The 23,174-nt window shown below is 48.1% G+C and carries 13 protein-coding genes; 7 read left to right on the top strand and 6 right to left on the bottom strand.

What is annotated here, in order from left to right; all coding sequences use genetic code 11:
• From C7B65_RS10285 to C7B65_RS10270, 4 genes are all read left to right on the top strand, one after another.
• Window positions 1–1,428, top strand: coding sequence for an FAD-dependent oxidoreductase (locus C7B65_RS10285; RefSeq protein ID WP_073071727.1), 1,428 nt, complete (start codon window positions 1–3; stop codon window positions 1,426–1,428).
• Between the two features lie 177 nt (window positions 1,429–1,605).
• Window positions 1,606–4,908, top strand: coding sequence for a non-ribosomal peptide synthetase (locus tag C7B65_RS10280; protein ID WP_073071729.1), 3,303 nt, complete (start codon window positions 1,606–1,608; stop codon window positions 4,906–4,908).
• Window positions 4,905–10,559 (top strand): non-ribosomal peptide synthetase, encoded by a 5,655-nt coding sequence (locus tag C7B65_RS10275; RefSeq protein ID WP_073071731.1) that lies wholly within the window; start codon window positions 4,905–4,907, stop codon window positions 10,557–10,559. The genes C7B65_RS10280 and C7B65_RS10275 overlap by 4 nt, the downstream gene beginning before the upstream one ends.
• A 104-nt stretch (window positions 10,560–10,663) precedes the next feature.
• Window positions 10,664–11,773 (top strand): alpha/beta fold hydrolase, encoded by a 1,110-nt coding sequence (locus C7B65_RS10270; RefSeq protein WP_073071812.1) that lies wholly within the window; start codon window positions 10,664–10,666, stop codon window positions 11,771–11,773.
• A 23-nt stretch (window positions 11,774–11,796) separates the two neighbouring features.
• Here C7B65_RS10270 and C7B65_RS28750 read toward each other — a convergent pair whose 3' ends face one another.
• From C7B65_RS28750 to C7B65_RS10240, 6 genes are all read right to left on the bottom strand, one after another.
• Window positions 11,797–13,650 carry a sensor histidine kinase gene (locus tag C7B65_RS28750; RefSeq protein WP_073071733.1) on the bottom strand — a complete coding sequence of 618 codons (1,854 nt, stop codon included), beginning with the start codon at window positions 13,648–13,650 and terminating at the stop codon, window positions 11,797–11,799.
• 19 nt (window positions 13,651–13,669) lie between these two features.
• A complete protein-coding gene (locus C7B65_RS10260; protein WP_223257372.1) occupies window positions 13,670–14,611 on the bottom strand; it encodes a transporter substrate-binding domain-containing protein in 942 nt (313 codons plus the stop codon).
• A gap of 293 nt (window positions 14,612–14,904) precedes the next feature.
• Window positions 14,905–17,010, bottom strand: a complete 2,106-nt coding sequence (locus tag C7B65_RS10255) for a catalase (RefSeq protein ID WP_073071734.1) — start codon at window positions 17,008–17,010, stop codon at window positions 14,905–14,907.
• A 670-nt stretch (window positions 17,011–17,680) separates the two neighbouring features.
• Entirely contained in the window at window positions 17,681–18,265 is a 585-nt protein-coding gene (locus C7B65_RS10250) for a hypothetical protein (protein ID WP_073071736.1), read from the bottom strand.
• A 53-nt stretch (window positions 18,266–18,318) separates the two neighbouring features.
• Window positions 18,319–19,641: an S-layer homology domain-containing protein gene (locus C7B65_RS10245; RefSeq protein WP_073071738.1), complete on the bottom strand. Its 1,323-nt coding sequence runs from the start codon at window positions 19,639–19,641 to the stop codon at window positions 18,319–18,321.
• Window positions 19,642–19,715: 74 nt separating this feature from the next.
• A complete protein-coding gene (locus C7B65_RS10240; RefSeq protein ID WP_073071740.1) occupies window positions 19,716–20,153 on the bottom strand; it encodes a hypothetical protein in 438 nt (145 codons plus the stop codon).
• 349 nt (window positions 20,154–20,502) lie between these two features.
• On the opposite strand from C7B65_RS10240, the gene C7B65_RS10235 reads away from it, so the two are divergent.
• The 3 genes from C7B65_RS10235 (at window position 20,503) to C7B65_RS10225 (ending at window position 22,915) form a co-directional block, all read left to right on the top strand.
• Complete coding sequence (locus C7B65_RS10235) at window positions 20,503–20,706, top strand: chlorophyll a/b-binding protein (protein WP_073071741.1); 204 nt, start codon at window positions 20,503–20,505, stop codon at window positions 20,704–20,706.
• 273 nt (window positions 20,707–20,979) lie between these two features.
• Window positions 20,980–21,570 carry a PadR family transcriptional regulator gene (locus tag C7B65_RS10230; protein ID WP_073071743.1) on the top strand — a complete coding sequence of 197 codons (591 nt, stop codon included), beginning with the start codon at window positions 20,980–20,982 and terminating at the stop codon, window positions 21,568–21,570.
• A 97-nt stretch (window positions 21,571–21,667) separates the two neighbouring features.
• Complete coding sequence (locus tag C7B65_RS10225; protein WP_073071745.1) at window positions 21,668–22,915, top strand: tetratricopeptide repeat protein; 1,248 nt, start codon at window positions 21,668–21,670, stop codon at window positions 22,913–22,915.
• The last annotated feature ends 259 nt before the right edge of the window (window positions 22,916–23,174 follow it).

Here is a 23,174-nt window from a genome sequence, read left to right as displayed (position 1 = left end):
ATGCAACACAAGAAGCATGCGTTAGTCATTGGCGGTAGTTTGGCAGGACTGTTAGTGGGTCGATCCCTGGCAAACCATTTCGAGCGCGTCACCATTGTGGAACGTGACATTTATCCCGATCAGCCTGCACCTCGCAAAGGTGTGCCTCACTCTCGCTTTCCGCATAGCCTCATGCTGCGGGGACAACAAATTTTAGAACAGTTCTTCCCAGGACTCCGAGCAGAACTCGTTGCAGAGGGTGCGATCGAGGTAGACAGTATGAAAGACATGGCATTTTTGACCTCCGCAGGATGGACGACTCGGTGTTCCTCAGATTTGCGGCTGTTTACCTGTAGCCGAGACTTATTGGATTGGCGGATTCGTCATCGATTAGCGACATTTCCCAACGTGCAATTTCTGCAAGGAGCCAGCGTTACCGGATTGCTAACGGATGCAGAACACACGAAAATTGTTGGGGTATCGCTGCACCGACGTGCGAGTTCTACTCCCCAATCAACCGAGGAACTCTACGCCGACCTGATTGTGGATGCGAGTGGAAAAGCGTCCCACGCGCCGCAGTGGTTGAGCGCATTGGGATATGATCCACCCCCCGAAACAGAAGTCAATGCGTTTGTGGGCTATGTTGCCCGCATCTACCAACCTCCAGCAGACCTATCGGTAGATTGGAAACTGTTGTTTGTGCCAACCGCTCCACCCCAGCGACAACGCGGTGGGGCAATTTTGCCGATCGAGGGCGATTTCTCCGAAGGGGAAACTGCTTCGCAATGCTCCGATCCCCGTAACACTCGTTGGATTGTGAGTTTAGTTGGGGGCAATCGCGATTATCCTCCCACCGACGAGGCTGGCTTTTTAGCTTTTGCTCGCAGTCTACCTACCCCAATCTTGGCAGAGGTGATTGAACAAGCTACCCCGCTCACGCCGATTTATGCTTATTACGGCAACGAAAATCGCTTGCGCCATTATGACCAACTCTCGGATTCACCCGCCCATTTTATTGCGGTTGGTCATGCGGCTTGCTTGCTGAATCCCACCTATGGACAAGCTATGACGGTTGCTGCACTTGAAGCCATGACTTTAGATCAATTTTTCCAGCACCATGCGATCGACGATCTCAACCACCATACCCGCCACCTTCGACAACAATTGGCGAAAGCACATCGAGAAGCTTGGTTAGTTGCAACGGGTGTAGATTACCGTTACCGCAACACGCCGGGCAAACCGATTAGCGCGGCTACTCGATTTGTGAGTTGGTATTGGGACCAACTGATGGAATTAATGGTCGATCAAGCCAGGGTCTATCGTACTTTTATGGAAGTGCTGCACCTGCTTAAGCCCTCGATCGCGTTGTTTCAACCCTACATTTTGAGTCAGGTAGTGTGGCATCGATTCAACAAGCGTTTGAGAAGGTTAAGGATTGGATTAGACTAACTCAATCCGCGAGTCCAGTCATCTTCAGTTTTCATCCTTGGGCATCATAATGGGATACTCACACCTCATAAAAACATTAGCGCACCTATACTCCGTTTAAAATCTATCTTAAAGCATAATCCTTAATCTAGCTTTCCCCTTACAACAGAGTGAGGTTAAATAGATTAGGTGTGAGTGATGTCAGACAAACTGGATCAGGAGCGTGTTGAGGAAGATGTCTTTATCTTTCCAGCCTCGTTTGCTCAACAGCGCTTGTGGTTTATCGAACAACTGCTTCCTGGAGACTCTCTATACGTTATTCCACTTGTATTTCAGCTCACAGGTTCGCTACAGCGATCGAAATTTCATCAGAGTCTTCAAGCGATCGTTCATCGCCACGAAAGCCTCCGAACCACGTTTGATGTGGTAGATGGGCAATTAGTTCAGGTGGTTGCTCATGAGTTCCCAGTGCCGCTAAGGTTGACTGATTTACGGGCATTACCCACTAGCACTCGCGAAGACGCTGCACTGAGTCAGATCTGGCAGAAAATCCAGCAGCCTTTTCACCTAGTCAAAGAACCCTTGTTGCGAGTACAGCTATGGCGATTGCATGACACCGAACATCTGCTGCTGCTCGCATTGCATCACATTATTTTTGATGAGTGGTCAAGCGGTGTTTTGATCCGAGAGTTGGGCGAACTGTATGCGGCGTTAGTTGAAGATAAACCTGCTGCATTGCCGGAATTGCCCATTCAATATGCCGATTTTGCCCACTGGCAGCGAGAGTGGTTGCAGGGAGAGATGCTGAACACTCAGTTACGCTACTGGAGGCAGCAGTTAAAGAATGTCCCTCTTCTAGATTTGCCCGGTGCTGCTGCTCGTTCGTTGAGGCAAAGCCATCGGGGTGCCAGTCAATTACTGGAACTGCCGCAGTGGTTACTGAATGCCCTAGAAGAATTAAGTCAGCAGGCGGGCGTGACGCTGTTTATGACGCTTCTGGCGGCGTTTCAAACGTTACTGCATCGCTACACGGGACAGGAGGATATTGCGATCGGTTCTCCCATTGCCAATCGTCATCGCAGCGAACTAGAAGGGTTAATTGGATTCTTGGTGAACAGCCTGGTGTTGCGAACTAGTCTGGCGGGTGATCCCACCTTTCGCGAGTTGTTAGAGCGGGTGCGGGAGGTCACACTAGCCGCGTATGCTCATCAAGATTTGCCGTTTGAAAAGCTGGTGGAGGAGTTGCAGCCTGTGCGGAGCCTCGGTCAAAATCCGCTATTTCAGGTGGTTTTTGCGTTGCAAAATACGCCGATGGAGCAACTGGTGTTACCGGGATTAGTGCTGAGTCCGGTGCAGTTTGAAACTAAGACTGCGCGCTTTGACCTGGAGCTATATGTCTGGAAATGCACAGATAACTTCAGGAACTTGTGGGGTAAGGGTTGGCAGCAATCTGATGGGTTACGCGGTGTGATAGTCTACAACACCGATTTGTTTGATTCAGCAACAATCGCATCTCTGCGACATCATTTTCAGACGCTGTTAGAGGGTATTGTTGCGAATCCAGATACTCATCTCTCTGCACTACCCTTATTAACCAGTGAAGAACAACGAGAGTTGTTACAGCATTGGCATAGAAGCCCATCCAGCTATCCTATAAATACTTGTATTCATCAACAATTTGAATCGCAGGTCAGTCAAAGACCTACGGCGATCGCGGTCAAATTTGGTAGTCAACAATTCACCTATCAGGCGTTAAATCAGGGCAGCAATCAACTGGCGCGGTATTTGCAGAGGCTAGGGATTAGGGCTGAAATGCCTGTTGGAATTTGTCTAGAGCGCGGAGTTGAGGCGATCGCGGCAATGCTGGCGGTGCTAAAAGCGGGTGGCGCTTACGTTCCTCTTGATCCTAGTTATCCAATGGAGCGACTACACTTTGTGTTGAAGGATGCCGAAATCGCGGTGGTATTGACCCAGAAAGACTGGGCAGATTCACTTCAAACCAACAAAACGACGGTCATTTGTCTGGAACAGGAATGGGACAAGATCGCCCAGGAGTCGGATGAGAATCTGTCTACGCCTTGTACAGCAGAGCAGCTTGCCTATGTGATTTATACCTCTGGTTCAACCGGAACACCCAAAGGAGTCTCGGTGCCGCATCGGGCTGTGAATCGCTTAGTATGCGAGACTAACTATGTTCACATAGAACCGGGCGATCGTGTTGCACAGGTGGCAAACCTCGCCTTTGATGCAGCAACCTTTGAAGTGTGGGGCGCATTACTAAATGGTGCTCAACTCATTGGAGTTGAGCGGGAAATAACGCTTTCGCCCCTTGGTTTTGTTACTGAATTGCAGCAGCAGCAAATTAGTATCTTGTTCTTGACAACGGCATTATTCAACCAAACAGTTAGTCAAATTCCCGATGCCTTTCGATCGCTCAAATATCTGCTGTTTGGCGGTGAGAGGGTGAGTGTCGATCGGGTACGCTCTGTGCTGCAACAGGGCAAACCCCAGCATCTAATTCATGTATATGGGCCCACCGAAAATACGACATTTTCCACCTGGCATGAAGTACAGGACGTTCCAGAGAACGCTACGACGATTCCCATTGGTCAGGCGATCGCCAATACTCAGGTTTACTTGTTGGATGCAAATATGAATCCGGTTCCACCGGGCGTTAATGGTGAAATTTATTTGGGCGGCGCTGGACTAGCACGGGGGTATTTGAATTGTCCAAAATTGACAGCGGAAAAGTTTATTAGTGCTGAGTTCGCAGTACTTTATAAAACAGGCGATCGCGCCCTTTACCGTTCCGATGGTAATCTTGAGTTTTTGGGACGAACAGATTTTCAAATCAAGATTCGAGGGTTTCGGGTAGAATTAGGCGAGATTGAAGCGATTTTTGCTCAACATCCGATGGTACAAACGGCAGTAGTCGTTGTGCGTGAGATGGAAAGCGACTCTCCTGCGGAGACGCTACGCGAGCGTCAGTTGGTTGCCTATATTGTCCCTAAATCAGCGATACCAACTGAGCGTGAACTGCGATCGTTTCTCAAAACAAAATTACCTACCTACATGCTGCCTGCTGCATTCGTGGTGTTGGACACGCTTCCCCTCACTGTCAATGGCAAGGTAGATCAGAAGGCACTGCCACCTCCTAACCTCACCGTTGCGAGGGAGATAAGTCCGACCATTGCACCCACAACCTCTCTGGAAGCGTCTCTGGAAGAACTTTGGACTCAGCTATTAGGACGGAAACAGGTGAGCATTCACGACAATTTCTTTGAACTGGGCGGACATTCCCTGCTGGCAACTCAGCTTGTCTCGCGCATTCGCGATCGGTTTCAGATAGAATTGCCACTCCGAAGCGTATTTGAAACTCCTACGATCGCAGAACTAGCACAAAAGATTGAAGCGTTGAGATGGGCAACTCAGACAGATAGCATTACAGTTAATAACGGCAAAGCATCAGGATTGCAACGACGTGAGGAAGTAGAACTATGACGAACAGTACAATCGTTGAATTCGTTTCCTATCTAAAAAGCCTGGATGTGCAAGTATTTGTTGAAGGCGATCGAGATGCGTCCCTAAATGAGATTCGTTTGCGCTGTACTGCTCCAGAAGGAACACTGACCACCGAATTGCGCCAAGAATTAGCCGATCGCAAAGCTGAACTAGTTTCATACCTGCATGATCTGCGATCGCATTCGACTCAGCCAAATTCGATGATTCAACCCACTGTTCCGGGCAGGGTATTTCCCCTGTCTTTTGCTCAACAGCGATTGTGGTTTTTGTATCAACTCACACCCGATAACCCTTTCTATAATGTCCCTGCTGCTATTCGCTTAACAGGAACACTGGATCAAAATGCATTGCAGCGATCATTCCATGAAATTGTGCGTCGTCATGCTGCCCTTCGCGCTACATTTACGATTCTTGATGGGTCACCTGTTCAGGTCATTGAACCCGATGTCAAAGTTGAATTATCGGTTGTGAATCTGCAAACGGTTGCACTGAGCGATCGCGATCGCTTCAGCCAACAGTTAGCCACCGCTGAAGCACAACGCCCGTTTAATCTGACAACCGATCGGCTGTTGCGAGTGACATTGCTGCAATTTGATTCAACTGAGTCGGTTTTGTTGCTGACGATGCATCATATCGTTGCCGACGGTTGGTCATTAGGAGTCCTGATCCGGGAACTGGCTTGTTGCTATACAGCATTTGTTGAAAACCAAACGCCCATATTGCCACCATTACAGATTCAATACACTGATTTTTCCTGCTGGCAGCGTAACTGGTTACAGGGAGAAGTTTTAGAGGAACAACTAGCTTACTGGCGAGAGCAATTACGAGATTTGTCCGTGCTATGTCTGCCCAGCGATCGTCCCCGTCCTGCCGTTCAAACTTATCAGGGTGCAACCTACCTGCTACAAATTCCGCCTACTCTCACGCAGGCGCTAGAAGTCTTGAGCCAGCAAACAGGAGCATCGTTATTTATGACCCTAATTGCTGCCTTTCAAACGTTGCTTTATCGCTATACGGGACAGGAGGATATTGCGATCGGTTCTCCCATCGCTAATCGTCATCGAAGTGAGTTGGAAGGGCTGATCGGCTTTTTTGTGAACAGTTTGGTAATGCGATCGAATCTCTCTGATCATCCTACCTTTCGCGAATTGCTGGAGCGTGTTCGAGATGTTGCCTTGGAAGCATATAGGCATCAGGACTTACCGTTTGAGAAGTTGGTAGAAGAATTAGACCCAGAGCGGGATCTCAATCGTAATCCCCTGTTTCAAGTTGCCTTTGCCCTACAAAATGCCCCCATGCAGCCATTAAAACTGCCGGGATTGATGCTAGAACCTGCACCCTTAGAATCAGGCAGCACTCGGTTTGATCTGGAGGTTCACCTGTGGGAACCAGCGCACGGACTGCGGAGTTTATGGACATCTCAGGAAGGGTTGAGTGGCTTTATTTCCTATAGTACAGATTTGTTCGATCGCGACAGAATCAAGCGCCTAGTCGGACATTTCCAGACCTTACTAGAAGGCATTGTTACTAATCCCGATACTCGACTGTCAAACCTGCCTCTGCTCACAGCCGCAGAACAGCAGCAGATTTTTGCCGAATGGAACCCGATCGACACAGAATGCACGAACAATCATTGTTTCCACCAAATCTTTGAAGCACAGGTGCATGATACTCCAGAGGCGATCGCAATTGTGTCAGAACAGGGATCGCTCACCTATAGAGAACTCAACCAGCAAGCCGATCGTCTGGCGCAAACATTGAGACAGATGGGAGTCCGAGCCGATGATCTGGTGGGGCTGTGTGTCGATCGTGCCGACATAGTGATCGGGATTCTGGGAATTCTCAAAGCCGGGGGAGCCTATGTGCCACTCGACCCCAATTATCCGAGCGATCGACTGCACTTCATGTTGACCGACACGCAGGTTTCAATTCTGCTAACGCAATCTTGGTTAGTTGAATCCTTGCCAGTATCGCAAGCGAAGATACTTTGTCTAGATCAACCATTACCGCTGAACCTGGAACCTTGTGAGGTAGTTCCCTTAACTCCTGAGCATCTTGCCTATGTCATCTATACCTCTGGCTCCACAGGTACACCTAAAGGAGTTCTTCTGTCGCATCGCGGTTTGTGTAACATTGTTGAGGCACAGCAGCACGTCTTTCACTCGTCCCGCAACAGTCGTATTCTTCAATTCAGTTCTCTGAGTTTTGATGCCTCCATTTTCGAGATTGCGCTGGCATTTGGCTCCGGTGGTACGTTGTATATTTCCCCCAAAGCCGCCCAGCTACCAGGAATGTCACTGGTGCAATTTCTAAAAGATAACGCGATTACCCATGCTCTGCTAACTCCGGCAGTGTTGGCTGTGCTGCCATTTGCGGAACTACCTGCCCTTCAAGTGCTGATTACAGGCGGAGAAGCTTGCTCTAGTCAAGTGGTCGATCGCTGGGCAGCAAATCGGCACTTCTTCAATGCCTATGGGCCCACAGAAACTACCATCTGGGCAACCGTTGCCGAACTCTATCCCGGTAACAATCCACTGAAGATCGGTCGTCCTATCCTGAATACTCAGGTGTATATTCTAGATGCTAACTTGAATCTTGTTCCCGTAGGCATCCCAGGCGAGTTATATATCGGCGGACAAGGACTAGCTCGGGGCTATCTCAATCGTCCAGAGTTGACGGCCGAGAGATTTATTGATCTAGGATTGCCGAACTCTAAAACTCAAACTCTAAAAACAACTCGCCTTTACAAGACTGGCGATCGCGCCTGCTACTGCACCGATGGCACAATTGAGTTTCTGGGTCGAGTCGATCACCAAATTAAAATCCGGGGTTTCCGGGTAGAATTGGGCGAAATCGAAGCGACATTAGAACGTCATTCAGCAATCCGAGATGCGGTTGTGATCACTTCAGGAGAGACATCTAGCGAGATGCGTCTGATCGCTTACTTCAGCCTCGATCGCCAGCATTTTCAGCAAACTGTTCTACAATCGCTGCAAACCCAACAACTTCAACACTGGCAAACTCTTTACAACCAAACCTATCAGTCCCCGCTTCCGACTCCCCAATTCAATATCATCGGTTGGAACAGTAGCTATACTGGAGAACCCATTCCCCTGGAGCAAATGCAAGCGTGGGTGAGCGATCGCGTCCAGCAAATTCTTGCCCTTAAACCTAAACGCGTGCTGGAAATTGGCTGTGGCACTGGGTTGTTACTCTTTCAAATTGCGACCCACTGTCAGAAGTATTTGGGGACAGACTTCTCAACAGCTTCTTTAGAATCGATTCAGAGTCAATTAGATCCTCTCAATCTACCTCAAGTTGAACTACTGCGCCGAATGGCAACCGATTTTGAAGGCATTGATAGTACATCGTTTGATGTTGTGGTTTTGAACTCGATCGTGCAGTATTTTCCGAGTGTAGATTACTTAATGCAGGTGCTGGAGAGAGCAATTCAGGCAGTGGCTCCGGGTGGTGTTCTGTTTCTGGGCGATGTGCGAAGCCTGCCTTTATTGATGGCTTTTCATACTTGGGTGCAGTTTTGTCAGGCAGATGCAGACATGGAACGCCCTCAACTTCAGCAACAAGTAAATCGATCGCAATTTGAGGAACCTGAACTAGCGATCGATCCCATATTCTTTTATGCATTGCGAACTAAATTTCCTCAGATTCGACAGGTGCAAATCCGTCTCTCGCGGGGTTGCAGTCAGAATGAGATGACGCAGTTTCGCTATAACGTTTTGCTGCATGTAGAAGATAAATTTGCGGATGCTAGTCAATCTTTGTTGCGCTCATTTGATTCAATTCAACAATATAACTGGAGACTTAATCCCATCACGATCGAGGCGGTGCAAAAGGCTCTAATCGAGACTGAGCCAGAGATATTAAGGATTACTAACGTAGTGAACAGTCGGGTAAATGCTGCTGTCAAAACCGTAAACTGGCTACGAAACAAAGAAGCTCCAAAAACAGTTGGGCGGATGCGAGACATATTGCAGGATTCTGCTGAAATGGCGCTCAATCCTCAAGATTGGTGGGATTTAGAAGCGGTGCTGCCTTACGACGTAGAGATTACCTGGTCAACTCATTCTCACACAGGTGACTATGATGTGTTGTTGATTCGGCACGGCGTTGATGCAACAGTTAGTTCCTATATTCCTCAGCAAATTGACCAATCTTGGCATCATTACACAAACAATCCGCTCCAGTCTCAATTTGCTCGTCAACTCATTCCTGAACTCCGTCAAGCTCTAAAACAGATCCTACCTGATTACATGGTGCCGTCTACCTTTGTGCCGCTGGAAACGCTTCCTCTCAGTGCCAATGGCAAAGTAGATCGCCGCGCCCTCCCAATCAGTGAAGATTCAATCCACTCATCAGGCACAACAATTAGCGCCCGCAATTCCGCAGCAACCACGCCATTAACGCAAACAGAATCAACCCTGATTGATATTTGGAGAGAACTCTTGCGACTCAAACAAGTGAATATTCACGATAACTTTTTTGAGTTGGGTGGACATTCCCTGTTAGCAACGCAAATAACCTCTCGTGTCCGCGATGTCTTTGGGCTGGAGTTGCCTTTGAAGAGCGTGTTTGAGGCTCCCACGATCGCCCAACTTGCCCCCATTCTTGAAACCTTGCGTGATACTACTTCAATCATGCAGGTTCCCCCACTTGTTCGGCTGGATCGTTCTGCTTACCGTCACAAGCGCTCGACGTTGCCCAACGGCAATTCTCAAATCCTTCCAGACCTGCACGAAGCATCTCCACTACCCAACAATGATGTAGTCCCTGATCAATCTGTCACAGAGTCTAGATCGCCTCTAGTTCCCTTAACCCTGGGTAACAATAAGCAACCCTTCTTCTGTGTGCATCCCATGTTTGGCGTGGTGTTTCCCTACCTTGAACTGGCGCATTATCTGGGCAGCGATCGCAGCTTCTATGGGCTTCAGCCCTTGGGACTAGACGGACAACATCCGCCCTTAACCCAGATTGAAGCGATCGCAGCCTACTACATTCGGGCAATTCAAACCCTCCAACCCCAAGGCCCTTATTTTCTGGGAGGATGGTCATTTGGTGGGCTAGTTGCCTTTGAGATGGCGCAACAACTGACCCAAGCAGGGCAACAGATTGGGCTTCTGGCAATTCTCGATACTCCTGCACCCTCCAACAAACCGTCTTTCTATCAAAGCCTCAAGTTTCTGTTGGGAACTGCTCTCTGGTCTACTCTGCCCTTTCTGCTGGACTATGGTGCGATCGTCACAAACTTATTTCAGCCCTTGCAACCTTGGAAAGCCTGGGTTTCTCGTTGGCAATGGTCTGCGATCGCCCACCTCATTCCTGAAGAGTCCCGATTGCGGCTTTTAGATGAATCTGCGATCGCTCCCATGCTGCGAATTGTCTATGCTAACGCTCAAGCAGCGTCCCGATATGTGCCGCAGCCATACCCCAACCGCATCACTTTGTTTAGAGCGGCTGAACAATCGGATGCCATTGAACCAGATCCAACTTTAGGTTGGAGTACACTGGCGAGTGATATTCAATTACATCAGGTGCCAGGCAATCATCTATCTTTGCTGAAACAGCCCCATGTTCAAACCCTAGCTCAGCAACTCAGACCCTATCTCTTGTAGAGAAGTCTCGTTCTAACCTTAGAGGGTTACACCCGTTTCGATCTTTCTCGTAATCTCAACTCAGTTTAATTCTCTACTCCAGAAGGTTTAATCCCATTATGTTTATGCCCCTCGATTTTTTGTTGCGGCTACTGTCGAATCTGCTGGTAATTCCCATTCTTGGAGGTGGAGCTTACATTCTCTATCAGTGGTATGAGGGTGAGCTGGTTAGCGATCGCTGGTTATTTCTGGGGGTGGGGCTGCTGTTGTGGTCATTTTTGGGTTTTCTACCCATCTTGTTGCTCCGTCGCCCTGGTCAGGATGAACCTAAACCGCATCGTAGTAGCCGAGTTCATCGCTTGACCCGACCAGATGGCAGCGAAATCCAAGTCGAATTTTATGGATCTGATCTCGCTCCAACCCTGATCCTCACTCACGGTTGGGGCCCCGATAGCACTGCCTGGTATTACGCTAAGAAGCAACTCACCGATCAGTTTCGCGTGATTGTCTGGGATCTACCCGGTTTAGGAAAATCTAAAAAGCCGAATAATCGCGATTATTCCTTGGAGAAATATGCCCGTGACTTGGAAGCAGTAATCACATTGGCAGGAGACCAACCTGTCGTTTTGGTGGGGCACAGCATGGGAGCTATGATTTTGCTGACCTTCTGCCGCTTGTTTCCAGAACATCTAGGGCAACGAGTAGCGGGTTTAATCCTCGTAGACGGTACGTATACGAATCCGCTCAAAACCGCCATTCTCAGTAAGCTGCTGCCGACATTGCAGAAACCCTTGCTGGAACCGTTGCTTCACCTGGCGATCGTCCTTTCTCCCCTGCTGTGGTTCGCAAGTTGGCTCAGCTACTTGAACGGTTCAACGCTGTTAACGACTGAAATTTCTGGATTCACGGGCAGAGAAACACGGGGACAACTCAATTTCTCTAGTTTGGTTGGCATCAAGGCATCACCAGGAGTTCTGGTACAAGGAGTTCTGGCGATGTTCAAGTTCGACGAAACAGCAACGTTGCCTAAAATCTCCGTTCCCACGCTGGTTGTGGTGGGCAAATCTGATATTGCTACACGACCCTTCGCTAGCGAACGCATGAGCCAGGAAGTGCCTCAAGCAGAACTAAGTATATTGTCTCCAGGGGGGCACATGGCACTGATGGAGCGCAATCAACAATTTGCAGAAGTCGTTCGGACATTTAGTCATTCCTGCTTGAGTTTAAGAAGGTGAGTGATTTGGGGCTTTACTCCATCTTATCTCGCCGTCTCGCTGTCTCGCTTCACCGGAATCTCAACCCAAAAAGTGGTTCCTCGCCCGATCGTCGAGTCGCACCAGATCAGTCCTTGATGCTTCTCAACCACAATCTGATAACTAATCGACATCCCCATCCCGGTGCCTTTACCCACAGGCTTTGTGGTGAAGAATGGGTCAAAAATGCGCTGCTGCACTTCCTGTGACATGCCCATCCCATTGTCGGTGATGCAGATCCTCACATGGTCAGCATTGGATTGCTGGGTCGTGATTTGAATGGCAGCATCGCTTTGATCTTCCAGAGCATCCAGAGCATTGCTCAAGATATTCATGAACACTTGATTAAGTTGTCCTGGGTAGCACTCCACCAAAGGCAGATCGCCGTATTTTTTGATGCTTTGCACCTCGGTATGAGCAGTGGCTTTAAAGCGATGTTGCAGAATTAATAAGGTACTGTTGATGCCTTCGTGAATATCAACAGGTTTAACCTCTGCCTGGTCGAGGCGCGAGAAATTTCGCAGAGACAGGACAATCTCACGAATGCGATCGACACCCATTCGCATTGAATCAAAAACCTTGGGTAAGTCTTCTGTCAAAAATTCCATATCGATCGCGGCTGCCTGTTCCCTGATTTCAGAGTGTGGATTGAGAGAATGTTTTTGGTAAAGCTGAAGGAGTTTGAGTAAATCCTGTGTGTATTCATGGGCATGGGTAATATTGCCGAAGATGAAGTTCACGGGATTGTTAATCTCATGGGCAACCCCAGCTACTAGACTTCCTAGAGCAGACATTTTTTCACTTTGAATCAGTCGAAGCTGTGACTGTTGCAGTTGATCTAATGTCGTCGATAGCTTGGCAGTGCGCTCTGAGACTCGCTGTTCTAAAAGTTCATTCGATTTTTTAAGCTGTCCTTGTTCAATTGCCTGCACCTGCCAAAGCACCGCAATCATGGCTGCTGCGAGTCCGGCGATCGCAACGGCAATCAGATCAAGTGCCTGTAATGGTGATTCAAGATTTTCGCGAGGAATCACCAGCGCCACTGACCAATCGGCTTCTGTAAGCGGCAGGTAAGCCACATATTTCCAGGTGCCATCCAGGAACAATAACTCAATTCCCTGTTGCCGATTGATCATTCGTTGGGCGATCGCCGCCAGATTGCGATCGCTCGACTCAACCATTTTGGGAGCTGAGTTTCTCAATGCCAACAACATCGCTGGATTGGGATGGGCGATCGCTTCCCCCGTCGAATTAATCGCAAACGCATAGCTATTGTCACCATACTTGATGCTGTTCACCACTTGCGCGATGCGATCGAGGCGCACTAAGGTGTGAATTTCTCCAATCGGAGAACTGGTCGTGTCAAAGGTCTGCCGAATCGGAGCAGCAATGACAATAGTGGGAATTTTGGTAGCCCGACTGATCAGGGGATCGCTAACGTTGGTGTGTCCTGCCAGTGCCTTTTGAAAGTACGGGCGATCGCTGATATTTGCGGGACTGCCTCCGATGACATTACGCCATCCATCGGACTGGGCGATCGCGAGCGCATAGACATCATTAAAGCGCAACACCTCTGTTTTGAGGTAAGGTTCGGCGATCGCCCAGTTCATCGACTTCACAGTGGCAGTGTTCGCCAAAGTCTCAACATACACCTTAAGAGCTGCAAGCCAGTGTTCGATGTCATCTCCGCCTTGTTGCACTTCTAAGAAAGCATTTTTCTTTAAGCTCTCCAACATCGCATTGCGAACAACCTGATAGCTATAATATGCGCCCAAACTCACGATCAGCGTAGTGCCGCCGATTAAGAGTCGCATCAAAAAATTACGCTGAGATTTAGAAACTTTCTTAAGCAATTGCATAAATGATTCCGCTGACCGCCTATTGAATCGGGCGCTCTCCTGGTAAAAGGGGTTGAGTCGGTAAGTTCTCAAAGGAAATCTTGAGCCATTTTTCTTGAAGGGGCTTCAACTCACCCTGTTCTCGCAGGCTAGTGAGGAAGTGGTTGAGCAAATCGAGTAGGGCTTGATTGCCTTTTTTGACTGCCCACCCTGCGTAAGATTTGCGGCTCACCCGTTTGCCTAGCTCAAAGATGGCGGGCTTTTCATTCACCAATACTGAAAGCGAAACAATGTTGTGTAGCACAGCATCCAGTCGCCCATTCAGTAAGTCTTGATAGGCTTCTGCAAAGCCGCGATATTGCTTGACCTGCCCGATCGCGCCGCCTTGTTGCTTGAGTTTGGCTTCTAGATCAGGAATAGCAGCAAAAGAAACTCCACCCTGTTGGATACCCAAAACTTTGCCTGAGAGGTCGCTGAGAGTTTTGATCGAGGTATCGTCTTTGCGTTTGATGTAGGCGATCGTAGATTCGGCGATCGGCCCTGTAAAGTCGAGCAGTTTAGCCCGTTCATCGGTGATGCCAACTGCGGTCAGCGCCACATCATATTTCCCTTCTGCAACGCCGGGAAGAATGCCCTGCCAGGGCAAAATCTCTTGCCGAATCTCGAAAGGAACTACTTTTCTCAGGCGATCTAACAGTTCATGGTCAAAGCCTGTTGGCTTGCCATTCACCAAAAACTCGAAGGGTGGATAATCATCCTCAGTGGCAACCACTAAATATCCACGTTTTTTAATCTGATTCAGCAGGTCGTTGCTGACACTCAGCGATGAGCGACTTTGGGATGGGTTCGTACAACCATGAACCAGCGAAGTGAGTAGCAGACTCGCTCCAGCCTGAAGAAAAAAACGTCTGTAAATGGACATCGCTTTTGCAAATCGGAAACTCTCTCTAGAAGGTGCCCCGATCGTTAGCGATTTCCTCATCTCTAGAGAACAAGAATAGTAAAAATACCTCAGTTCGACAGAAGTGGTTCACTACGATTGTTAATTCGGGCAGCCCCCTAAATCCCCCATTCTGGGGGACTTCAAGCCAAAATCTCCGGTTCAAAGTCCCCCAAATTGGGGGATTTAGGGGGCAGAAGCCGCTCTTGACGAAGCGAAAAGGCTCATCGAACTGACGTTAAAAATGCCTTTACAGATTAAAACTCTCAAAGGTCACTTAGCTGTTGACCCTTGAGAGTTTTGTTAGTCAATCAGGTTCTAGTCCCTGCGCTTCTTTAGGCGGGCACTTTCTGTTTGCTAGTGCGAGTCCAGAAACGATGTTGGGCGATCGCTTCCACAAACGACTTCGCAACTTTACTCAAGTCAGAAGGTATTTTGGCACTAATCACTCCCTGATCATTCTGGGGAGAACGATCTGAAAGCGTGATGCCTTGAATGCTAGACTCTTTCAGCAACTCGACCCCTTCGCCTGTTGCCGCGATCGCTTTGCAGTGCCGAAACGCCTCATCAATAAAGTGAATGGCATCCCCGTTTGCTTTAAGGGTTGCAATACTCTGAGCGCCGCCAGGAACATAAATCGCATCAAACATGACTGAGGCACTGGTCAAGAAAGTTTTATCGACCTTCAACTCTTTACCTTTTGCGTCTTTGATCGTGCCCATAAATTTCGCCACGATCTGCGCTTGTGCCCCCGCTTCTGTCAGCGCTTGTTTAATGGCGGTGACTTGTTCAGCGTCTACACCATCCGCCGCCAAGATTGCCACCTTGCGACCTTTTGCCGTTTTGACTGCCAATTGTTCTTGACTAACAGCAGGTGAACTTTGTCCATGATTTTCAGTCACGGGCTGAGTCGGTGCCGCGACACCAACCCCGATCGCGACTAGTTTTGCCAGTTCATGATCGACATGGTTTAGGCGATCGACCATCCGTTCACGCACGCCTTGATCTCCGACTTTGCCGATCTCAAAATGGGCTGCTTCAACCAAATGCTCTTTTTCGGCTGCTGATAGGCTATTCCAAAACAAGGTGGCTTGACTGAAATGTTCGCCAAAGCTGGGGCTACGCTCCCTGACTTTGTGCCCTTCAACTCGTTCTGGGTAGTGAACATAGCCTTCCGTTTCAGAAGGGGCAGGTTGTCCTCCACCCAAAGAGTTTGGGAAGTAATTTACCCGACTGGTCTTCACCTCCGCCTGCATCCGTCCATCTTGCTGATTGTTGTGGAACGGGCAAACCGGACGGTTAATCGGCAAACTAGCAAAGTTTGGGCTGCCGAGCCGATGGAGTTGAGTATCGTGATAGGAAAACAGGCGACCTTGCAACAATGGATCGTCGCTGAAATCAATTCCGGGCACCACGTTTGAGGGCTGGAAGGCAACTTGTTCCGTTTCAGCAAAGAAATTGTCAGGGTTGCGATTCAACACCATTTTACCGATCGGACGCACGGGCACGAGTTCTTCAGGAATGATCTTGGTCGAGTCAAGAATATCAAAGTCGAAGCTGTGTTCGTCTTCTTCCTCAATGATCTGAATGCCTAACTCAAACTCTGGATAGTCGCCTTGTTCGATCGACTCCCACAAATCGCGGCGCTGGAAGTCAGGATCTTTCCCTGCTATTTTCTGGGCTTCGTCAAAGGCTAGGGAATGCACTCCTAAAATTGGCTTCCAGTGAAATTTCACGAAGCGAGATTTGCCTTCAGCATTCACGAAGCGATAGGTATGAACGCCAAACCCCTGCATCCGACTAAAGCTGCGGGGTAGGGTGCGATCGCTGAGCAACCACATGATCATATGGGTAGATTCGGGCACGAGCGAAATGAAATCCCAAAAGCTAGGATGCGCCGTAGACGCTTGCGGAATTTCGTTGTCAGGTTCGGGCTTAATTGCATGAACAATGTCTGGAAACTTGATGGCATCTTGAATAAAGAAGACGGGAATATTGTTTCCCACAAAGTCGTAGTTGCCCTCTTGAGTATAGAACTTCACCGAGAAGCCGCGCACATCGCGAACAGAATCGGCTGATCCGCGCGAACCTCCCACTGTTGAAAAGCGAGCAAAGACAGGCGTTTGAATAGCTGGATCTTGTAAAAACTGGGCTTTGGTATATTCTGCCAGTGACTCATAAACTTGGAAGTAGCCATGTGCGCCTGCACCACGAGCATGAACCACCCGTTCGGGGATGCGTTCGCGATCGAAGTGCGTCAGCTTTTCTTGAAAATGGAAATCTTGTTTGAGGGAAGGCCCACGATTACCAGCTTTCAACGAATTGTCTGTGTTGTCTACTACGACTCCTTGATTAGTCGTGAGTTGCTCACCCGCATCAACCTGAAACTGCTCTAAAGATTCAGTTTTTGCCGTTTTTTTGGGCTGAGATTGCTCAGTCATTACTTCGTGACTCCTACGGTTGCAAAGATCAGAAATTCCACAGTCTGTACCTAAATAAATCTGATAATCGTTGATTGGGAGCGATCGAGCAGTTTCAGCTTCCTGACTCGACTGATCAAACCCCCAGCGAATTTATTCCCTGTCGGTAGATTTCTTGATTCTCCTAAACCAGATCAGGCTCTAAAGTAAGCTACAGAAGTATATGAAAAGACAACTAACGCTGCTTCCGCCTTCAGGTAGAGCTGCTATTAATTCAGCAGTATAAGAGTCCATCCAAAAGGTTGAATTTTCATCACTTAACCTAAACATTGCCCGTTAGTCAAAATGATTCACTCTTGATTGCTGAAGGGGCAAAATTGAGTTTTTCAGTCCAATGGCGAAAGTGAGCGACAGAGTAACTCGATCGCTACTCTGAGAAATCCTCTGATTCTGTGCACGCGACTGCATCAAATTTGGGCGCGATCTAGACTTCTCTAGCTAGGATGGAGGCTTGCTACAGGAGACGGCTCCAACGTTTTTTAAGTCGGTCTTCTTGGCTAGCTCCAGCATCAATATGATTAGCTGGCACAATTTTTAACTGCTGACAGGTTTGAACATAGTTACTAGCTACGTTACGTAACCAGCAAGTCGCTAGATTAGGACCAAAACTAATAGTGACCCTATCATCTTCTCAGTAGTACATAACTTCTTCCCCACGAGCAAATCCATGTATTCTATTTGAACTAGTAGCGACATGAACTAGAGGGCAGCGATAGAAGGTGTATAGAATTGCTCCGTACTCGTACTCCTCCGCCAGAGCATAAAGGTCAGGACGAGAACTAAGTTCTGGGCATTCTTGAGATAGTTCAGTCCGTGATATGTCAAGATAACTCCTTGGAAATTCATGAGAATCACTACTAATACGCTTAATAAGAAGTTGATCGGCTAAGTGAGCATCTTGCGGACGACTATTCTTCCAATCTTCTGCAAAACAAATTACGGCTACCTTGCTGACGCGAGAATCGTCAGCAACAAACTGTTTTAGAAATCGAGCTAATCTGATTGATGCTGGAACAGTCCCGCCTAACTCGATCTCCAGTTTCTTTTTGACATCAGGGAAGTCATGCAACCAAATCCCCGCAAGGGCATCAAGAGAGGCTGTAGCCAGAGTATGCGCGTCAACTACATGACCTGATGAGGCCATTTCATCAGCGAGTTGAGCACGTTTGTAAAAGTAATGCTCAAAAGAGTCAGACGATACTGGCTTGAAATTCATTGGTATAGATACGCGTTGAGGTAGCGGGGCATCTGGATAACGGAATCAGAAGTTCAAGGATTCGATCGCGCCCCACCCTTAAGCGCTTCGGTTGCCGACAATCCATCGCCTTGAAAGCCAAAATACCAAAGCACTGCCGCCGCTTCTGCACGAGTCACCGTGCGTTTAGGTTGAAATAGGGTTGTATATCCAAAAGCTCTGCGAATATTCGCCTGATCGCCATTTTGGAAGTCTGCCAACACCGCCCGCAGCGCTTTTGAATCAATGCGAGCCGCGTCTTGAAATCCCCAGGTTTGTTTTACCGCATCGATCGTCGCACTTGGCAGCGTTTGGCGGGTGTCGATCGGCAGTTTCCACAAAATCAAATCTTCACGACTTAGAGGCGCATTAGGACGAAACAAAACCGTGGTGCTGTCTCCTGAAAGCGAACTGGAGATTAACCCCGCTTCTGCCAACCCTTGAATTGCAGGAAAATCAGGATCGGTGCGTGAGACATCTTGAAAAGCAGGCTGGGAAGTCTCTACGCCCAAGCGAATTTGTCGCGCCGGGCGACTGGTGTAGATGCGATTGTTGGCGGCGACGAGCCAGCGCGCATATTCTCGTCGAGTAATTGTTTTATTCGGTTCAAATAAAGTCTTGCTTGTCCCTGATTTGTTGTTAGAAGAAAGCGATAAAACGCCTAGCTGGGTCAAATCTTTGGCGTATTGACTTAACTCTTTAGGCGCTTTGTCCAGGTCGGTGAAGGTTTGCGGCTCAGAGGCAACAGGCGAACTGTTTGAAGTAGGTGCTGCTACTTGAGGCATCGGCCCAATAAACTCAGGACTACCGGGCTGCGGAACGGAAGCACTTGGAGATGCCGATTGTGTCGGTTGAGTGCGGCTGGCTTGAATCGAAAATCCAGCACTGGTTCCGGGCTGACTGTTTGACTGAACGGTGACGATCGCTTGCAGCCCGTCTCGATTGGCTTCAAAGGTGCCTTGAGTTTTATCGATCGGTTGCCCGTCTAGTGTCCAGCCGTTTTTTTGCAATTCTTGCAGATAGAAGGCAACAATTTGATCGCTCTTGTCTTGGCTACTCCAGCGAGTCAGCACCCCTTGATTAGGCTGATTGGCATCGACTTCGAGCAGCGATCGGTTGGGATAGATCGGAATCTCAGCCGGAAAGTTAGCGGGAAGCTGCGCCTGATCGGTTTGTGCAACTGGGCTGGGCTGTGGAGTCTGAGTAGCTCCGATCGCAGACCCATTATCTTTTAATTGCGGGTCAGCCTCAAACGCACCCTGAAACGACTTGCCAACCGGACTGTTTGTGCAGCCAGCGATCGGCAAAATCAGGAATGCAGCTAGACCTAGAGAAGTTGTAAAACGTTTAAGAGCCACAGCACGACGACATAACGATTCTTCCCTTATTCTAATGCTGAGGCTGCGGGATATTGTGTCCTCTTCCAAGCCGACTATTCTTTGTCATCTTCGAGCATTTTCTGAAGACGCATCCCGCTTTGAGTGTGCGCTAATCCTAGTCGGGTGGCTTCTAGCTCTTGAGACTCTTCTGAGAAGACTTCTATCTTTTTAAACCACCAGTCATAGAACGTCGGAAATCTCACCTCTTCCTGAGAGGCTTCTAGTAGCTCTAGTGCTCGCTCTCTCGCAGAAAGCAGACTGGAACCATTTAACTCTGGGTATTGCCTCAAAAGGCGTGCCTGTTCTCGCATTTTTGAGCGAATTTCAGACGGTCTGAGCGCTATGCACTCTGAACAAATATCGCCTTGCAAGAGCTTCGCATCGTTGTGGAGAAGCGTGCGAATTTTGCGAACCTCAAATCTTTGACGACAAACCGTACACGAGAGTTGATGAGGGCAGGTTTCTAGCTTACGTTCGAGTCTAATTCTCATTCTGCGTAACTTGAGTAAAAATTGTTTTTATTCTGAGATCCTTAAGCTAGCGGATTTGGTTGCTCAGGTTGGGGTTTTTTCGCAATTCTCAATATTAAGAAGCGCGCAAGTCGTGATTTAAATCAAGCATCTATCTAAATACATAGACGTAACTTGTTTTACAAAAGTTAATATACGATCTTCTGGGATCAGGTGCCCTGGCAGCTTTGAGCGCGGTGCTTCCATCAAAAACAGTAAGCGAGTCAGTTGCAGGAGGCAAAAGAGGTTAATCCCATAGGAGGAAAGCAGCTACTAATGGTTTAGATAACATGTGAAATATAGGTCAAGAAAAACAACTGGAGCTACTATCATGGAAACTCGCAAAAGCACCGATTTACCTCCTGTCGCGACTGCTTATAACGGCAAAGACCGCAACTCATTCTTGTTTGGTTGGAACCCCCAAGCTGAACTCTGGAATGGTCGGTTTGCAATGATCGGCTTCACCGCATATCTACTGTGGGATTTGGCTGGTTATAGCGTAGTGCGTGATGTTCTACATTTCGTTGGCTACTAGATCATAGTTCGATTCCGCAATCCATTCACTAATTAATTTTGAAAGCCCAGCAACGAATAGTTGCTGGGCTTAACTTTTTGATTGAACAAGGTCTTATTTGTGGAGTGTGATTTGCGCCTTATAGTAAGCTACTGCACTGATCGTATTCACATTAACAGATTTTATTTATACTCACTTCTCATAAGTTTTTGTACTCACAGGATTGGATGCAAAAATACATAACGATATATCGCGACATATCGTATAGTAGAGAAAGTTATTCAAGTGACACTTATGTTTAGACACTTTCATGCTCGATCGTTTGCCCCCGCATGGGCAGGAGCGAACCCAGACGACCGATCGTTTGTGAGCCATCGATTTCAGCACGGCAGACACTCAGCAGGCAGACCGGGAGGCGACGGTTGGGGAGACGGTCGTCGCGCTCGTCGGGGTGACATCAAGTTCATTCTGCTAGAGCTATTGTCTGAGCGCCCCCGGCACGGTTATGACTTGATCCAAGATTTAGAAACTCGCCAGGGAGGGTTTCGTCGTCTCAGCCCTGGGTCGGTCTATCCTACCCTTCAGATGTTGGAGGATGGCGGTTATCTGACGAGTCAGCAAGAGGGCGGCAAGCGCGTTTATACGGTGACAGAGAGCGGGCGATCGCTCCTTGCCGAACGGACTCCATTAGAGCATCCAGGTGCGCCTAGCGAGGCTTTCGCAGAGAAACCACAGACCTTTGCCGAGTTGCGAAATGCAGCCACCGAGTTAGCCGATGTGGTGATGCAAGTCGCCCGAAGCGGCAACCTCGATCGGATGAATCGGGTTCGTGAGTTGCTCGACCAAGTTAAACGAGAAATCTATCTCATGTTGGCTGAGAAATAAGCAGGGGTCAGGCGCTTAATGGGTAGAAATTTCACACAAAGCTTCTGGGATAGGTTAGATTTTGAGCGTTTAAGTCTTGACCTTCTGACCAGAAGTGATGAAATTTTTACCTCGCGTTGCTTTGCCCTTAGCGACTTTCCTGATGTCTGCTCACCTGGCGATGGCTCAGTCAACGCCATCGCCTCAACCAACACTGGCACCGCAGCAACGCGAAGAAGTGCAAAAACTTGTCGATCGGGAGATTGATCAGAGCAACCAGATTAACGATCGCGTGCAGCAATCCGTTAACAACACCTTTGGCTGGACAACAGGATTGCTAAACTCACTGATCGCGGTCTTAGTTGCAATGCCAGTGTTAACCGTAATCGTTGCACTAATATTACGCAACAGCATTCGCAGTCAACTGATTTCTGAAATCAAAAAGCAATTAGAAGAGGAAACTAAAAGAGAGGTAAAAGAGCAATTAAAAGTGCAAGTAACCGAAGAATTGCAGAGACAAGTAGAAGAATTTAAGCAAGATTTAGAATCCTTAAAGTCAGATTTTGTCAGTCAACTACAAGATTTATTTGTAGTAGCGCAGACCGAAAAAGAAGAGATTTTTCAAGAGCTTTCTAAAATTACACCCTCGATTATTCAAGAAGAGTTTGTTGCGCCTGAAGTTCACCAAAAAATACAAGAACTGACGAAACAGCTTGAGTTCCTGACTTCCGTGAATCCTCACTTAGCTTTGACGGCTAACGATTATCTAAAACAAGCAGATGCCCTCTATTTTGAGAATCGATTTGACGATGCCGTAGAGTCCTATGAAAAAGCACTGCAAATTAAACCAGACATGATCGCAGCATGGTTAGGAAAAGCTAAAGTTTTGAGAAGAATGAAGCGCTATGATGAGGCACTTTTTGCTAACAAAAAAGTCTTACAAATTCAACCCGATCACTCTAAAGGCTTATTTGGGTTGGGTTACACGCTGAGAGATATAGGGCTTTATGAAGAAGCGATCGCAATATTCGATCAGTCGCTAAAACTTCAGCCTAATAGTCATCACAACTGGAAACATCGCGGCTATGCGCTGACTAAATTAGGTCGCTATGACGAAGCCTATCGATCTTTTGAAAAGGCATTGAAGCTGAAACCGACTTCTGGAGGAACTTATTATAATCGTGCTTTTTATTACCTTTCTTTGGGCGATATGGACGCTGCGGTCTTAGATTTGCAACAAGCGATCGGGTCATCTTCTTACTATGTGAGTTTGAGAGAGGTTGCAAAAACTGACCCCGATTTTGATGCGCTTCGAGACGACGATCGCTTTAAGCAACTCATGGAAACGAATCTACTAAGTAGCTAGATGGAATTAAATAGAAGACCCTCCTCGCGAAGCCAGGGCTGATCCATTAATCAAAGCAAACTGCAACCGCTCCGCAGCGATCAGATTCAAGAATTCTTACTTTCGAGGAGCGCGATCGTACTAAAGATCACACTGTCAGCGATACTTTTGTCCAATTGTTGCGATCGCGGTAGCTATAAAACGTTGGGTGTCTGAGTCGTTCATCCCAACGTTCAGCACCGCCAAAAGTTGAACAGTGGCATCTTTGCCCCAATTCGGT

It is taken from the genome of Phormidesmis priestleyi ULC007, assembly GCF_003003695.1.
Taxonomy (GTDB): Bacteria; Cyanobacteriota; Cyanobacteriia; order Leptolyngbyales; family Leptolyngbyaceae; genus Phormidesmis_A; species Phormidesmis_A priestleyi_A.
This window is presented reverse-complemented; position numbering and strand designations above follow the sequence as displayed.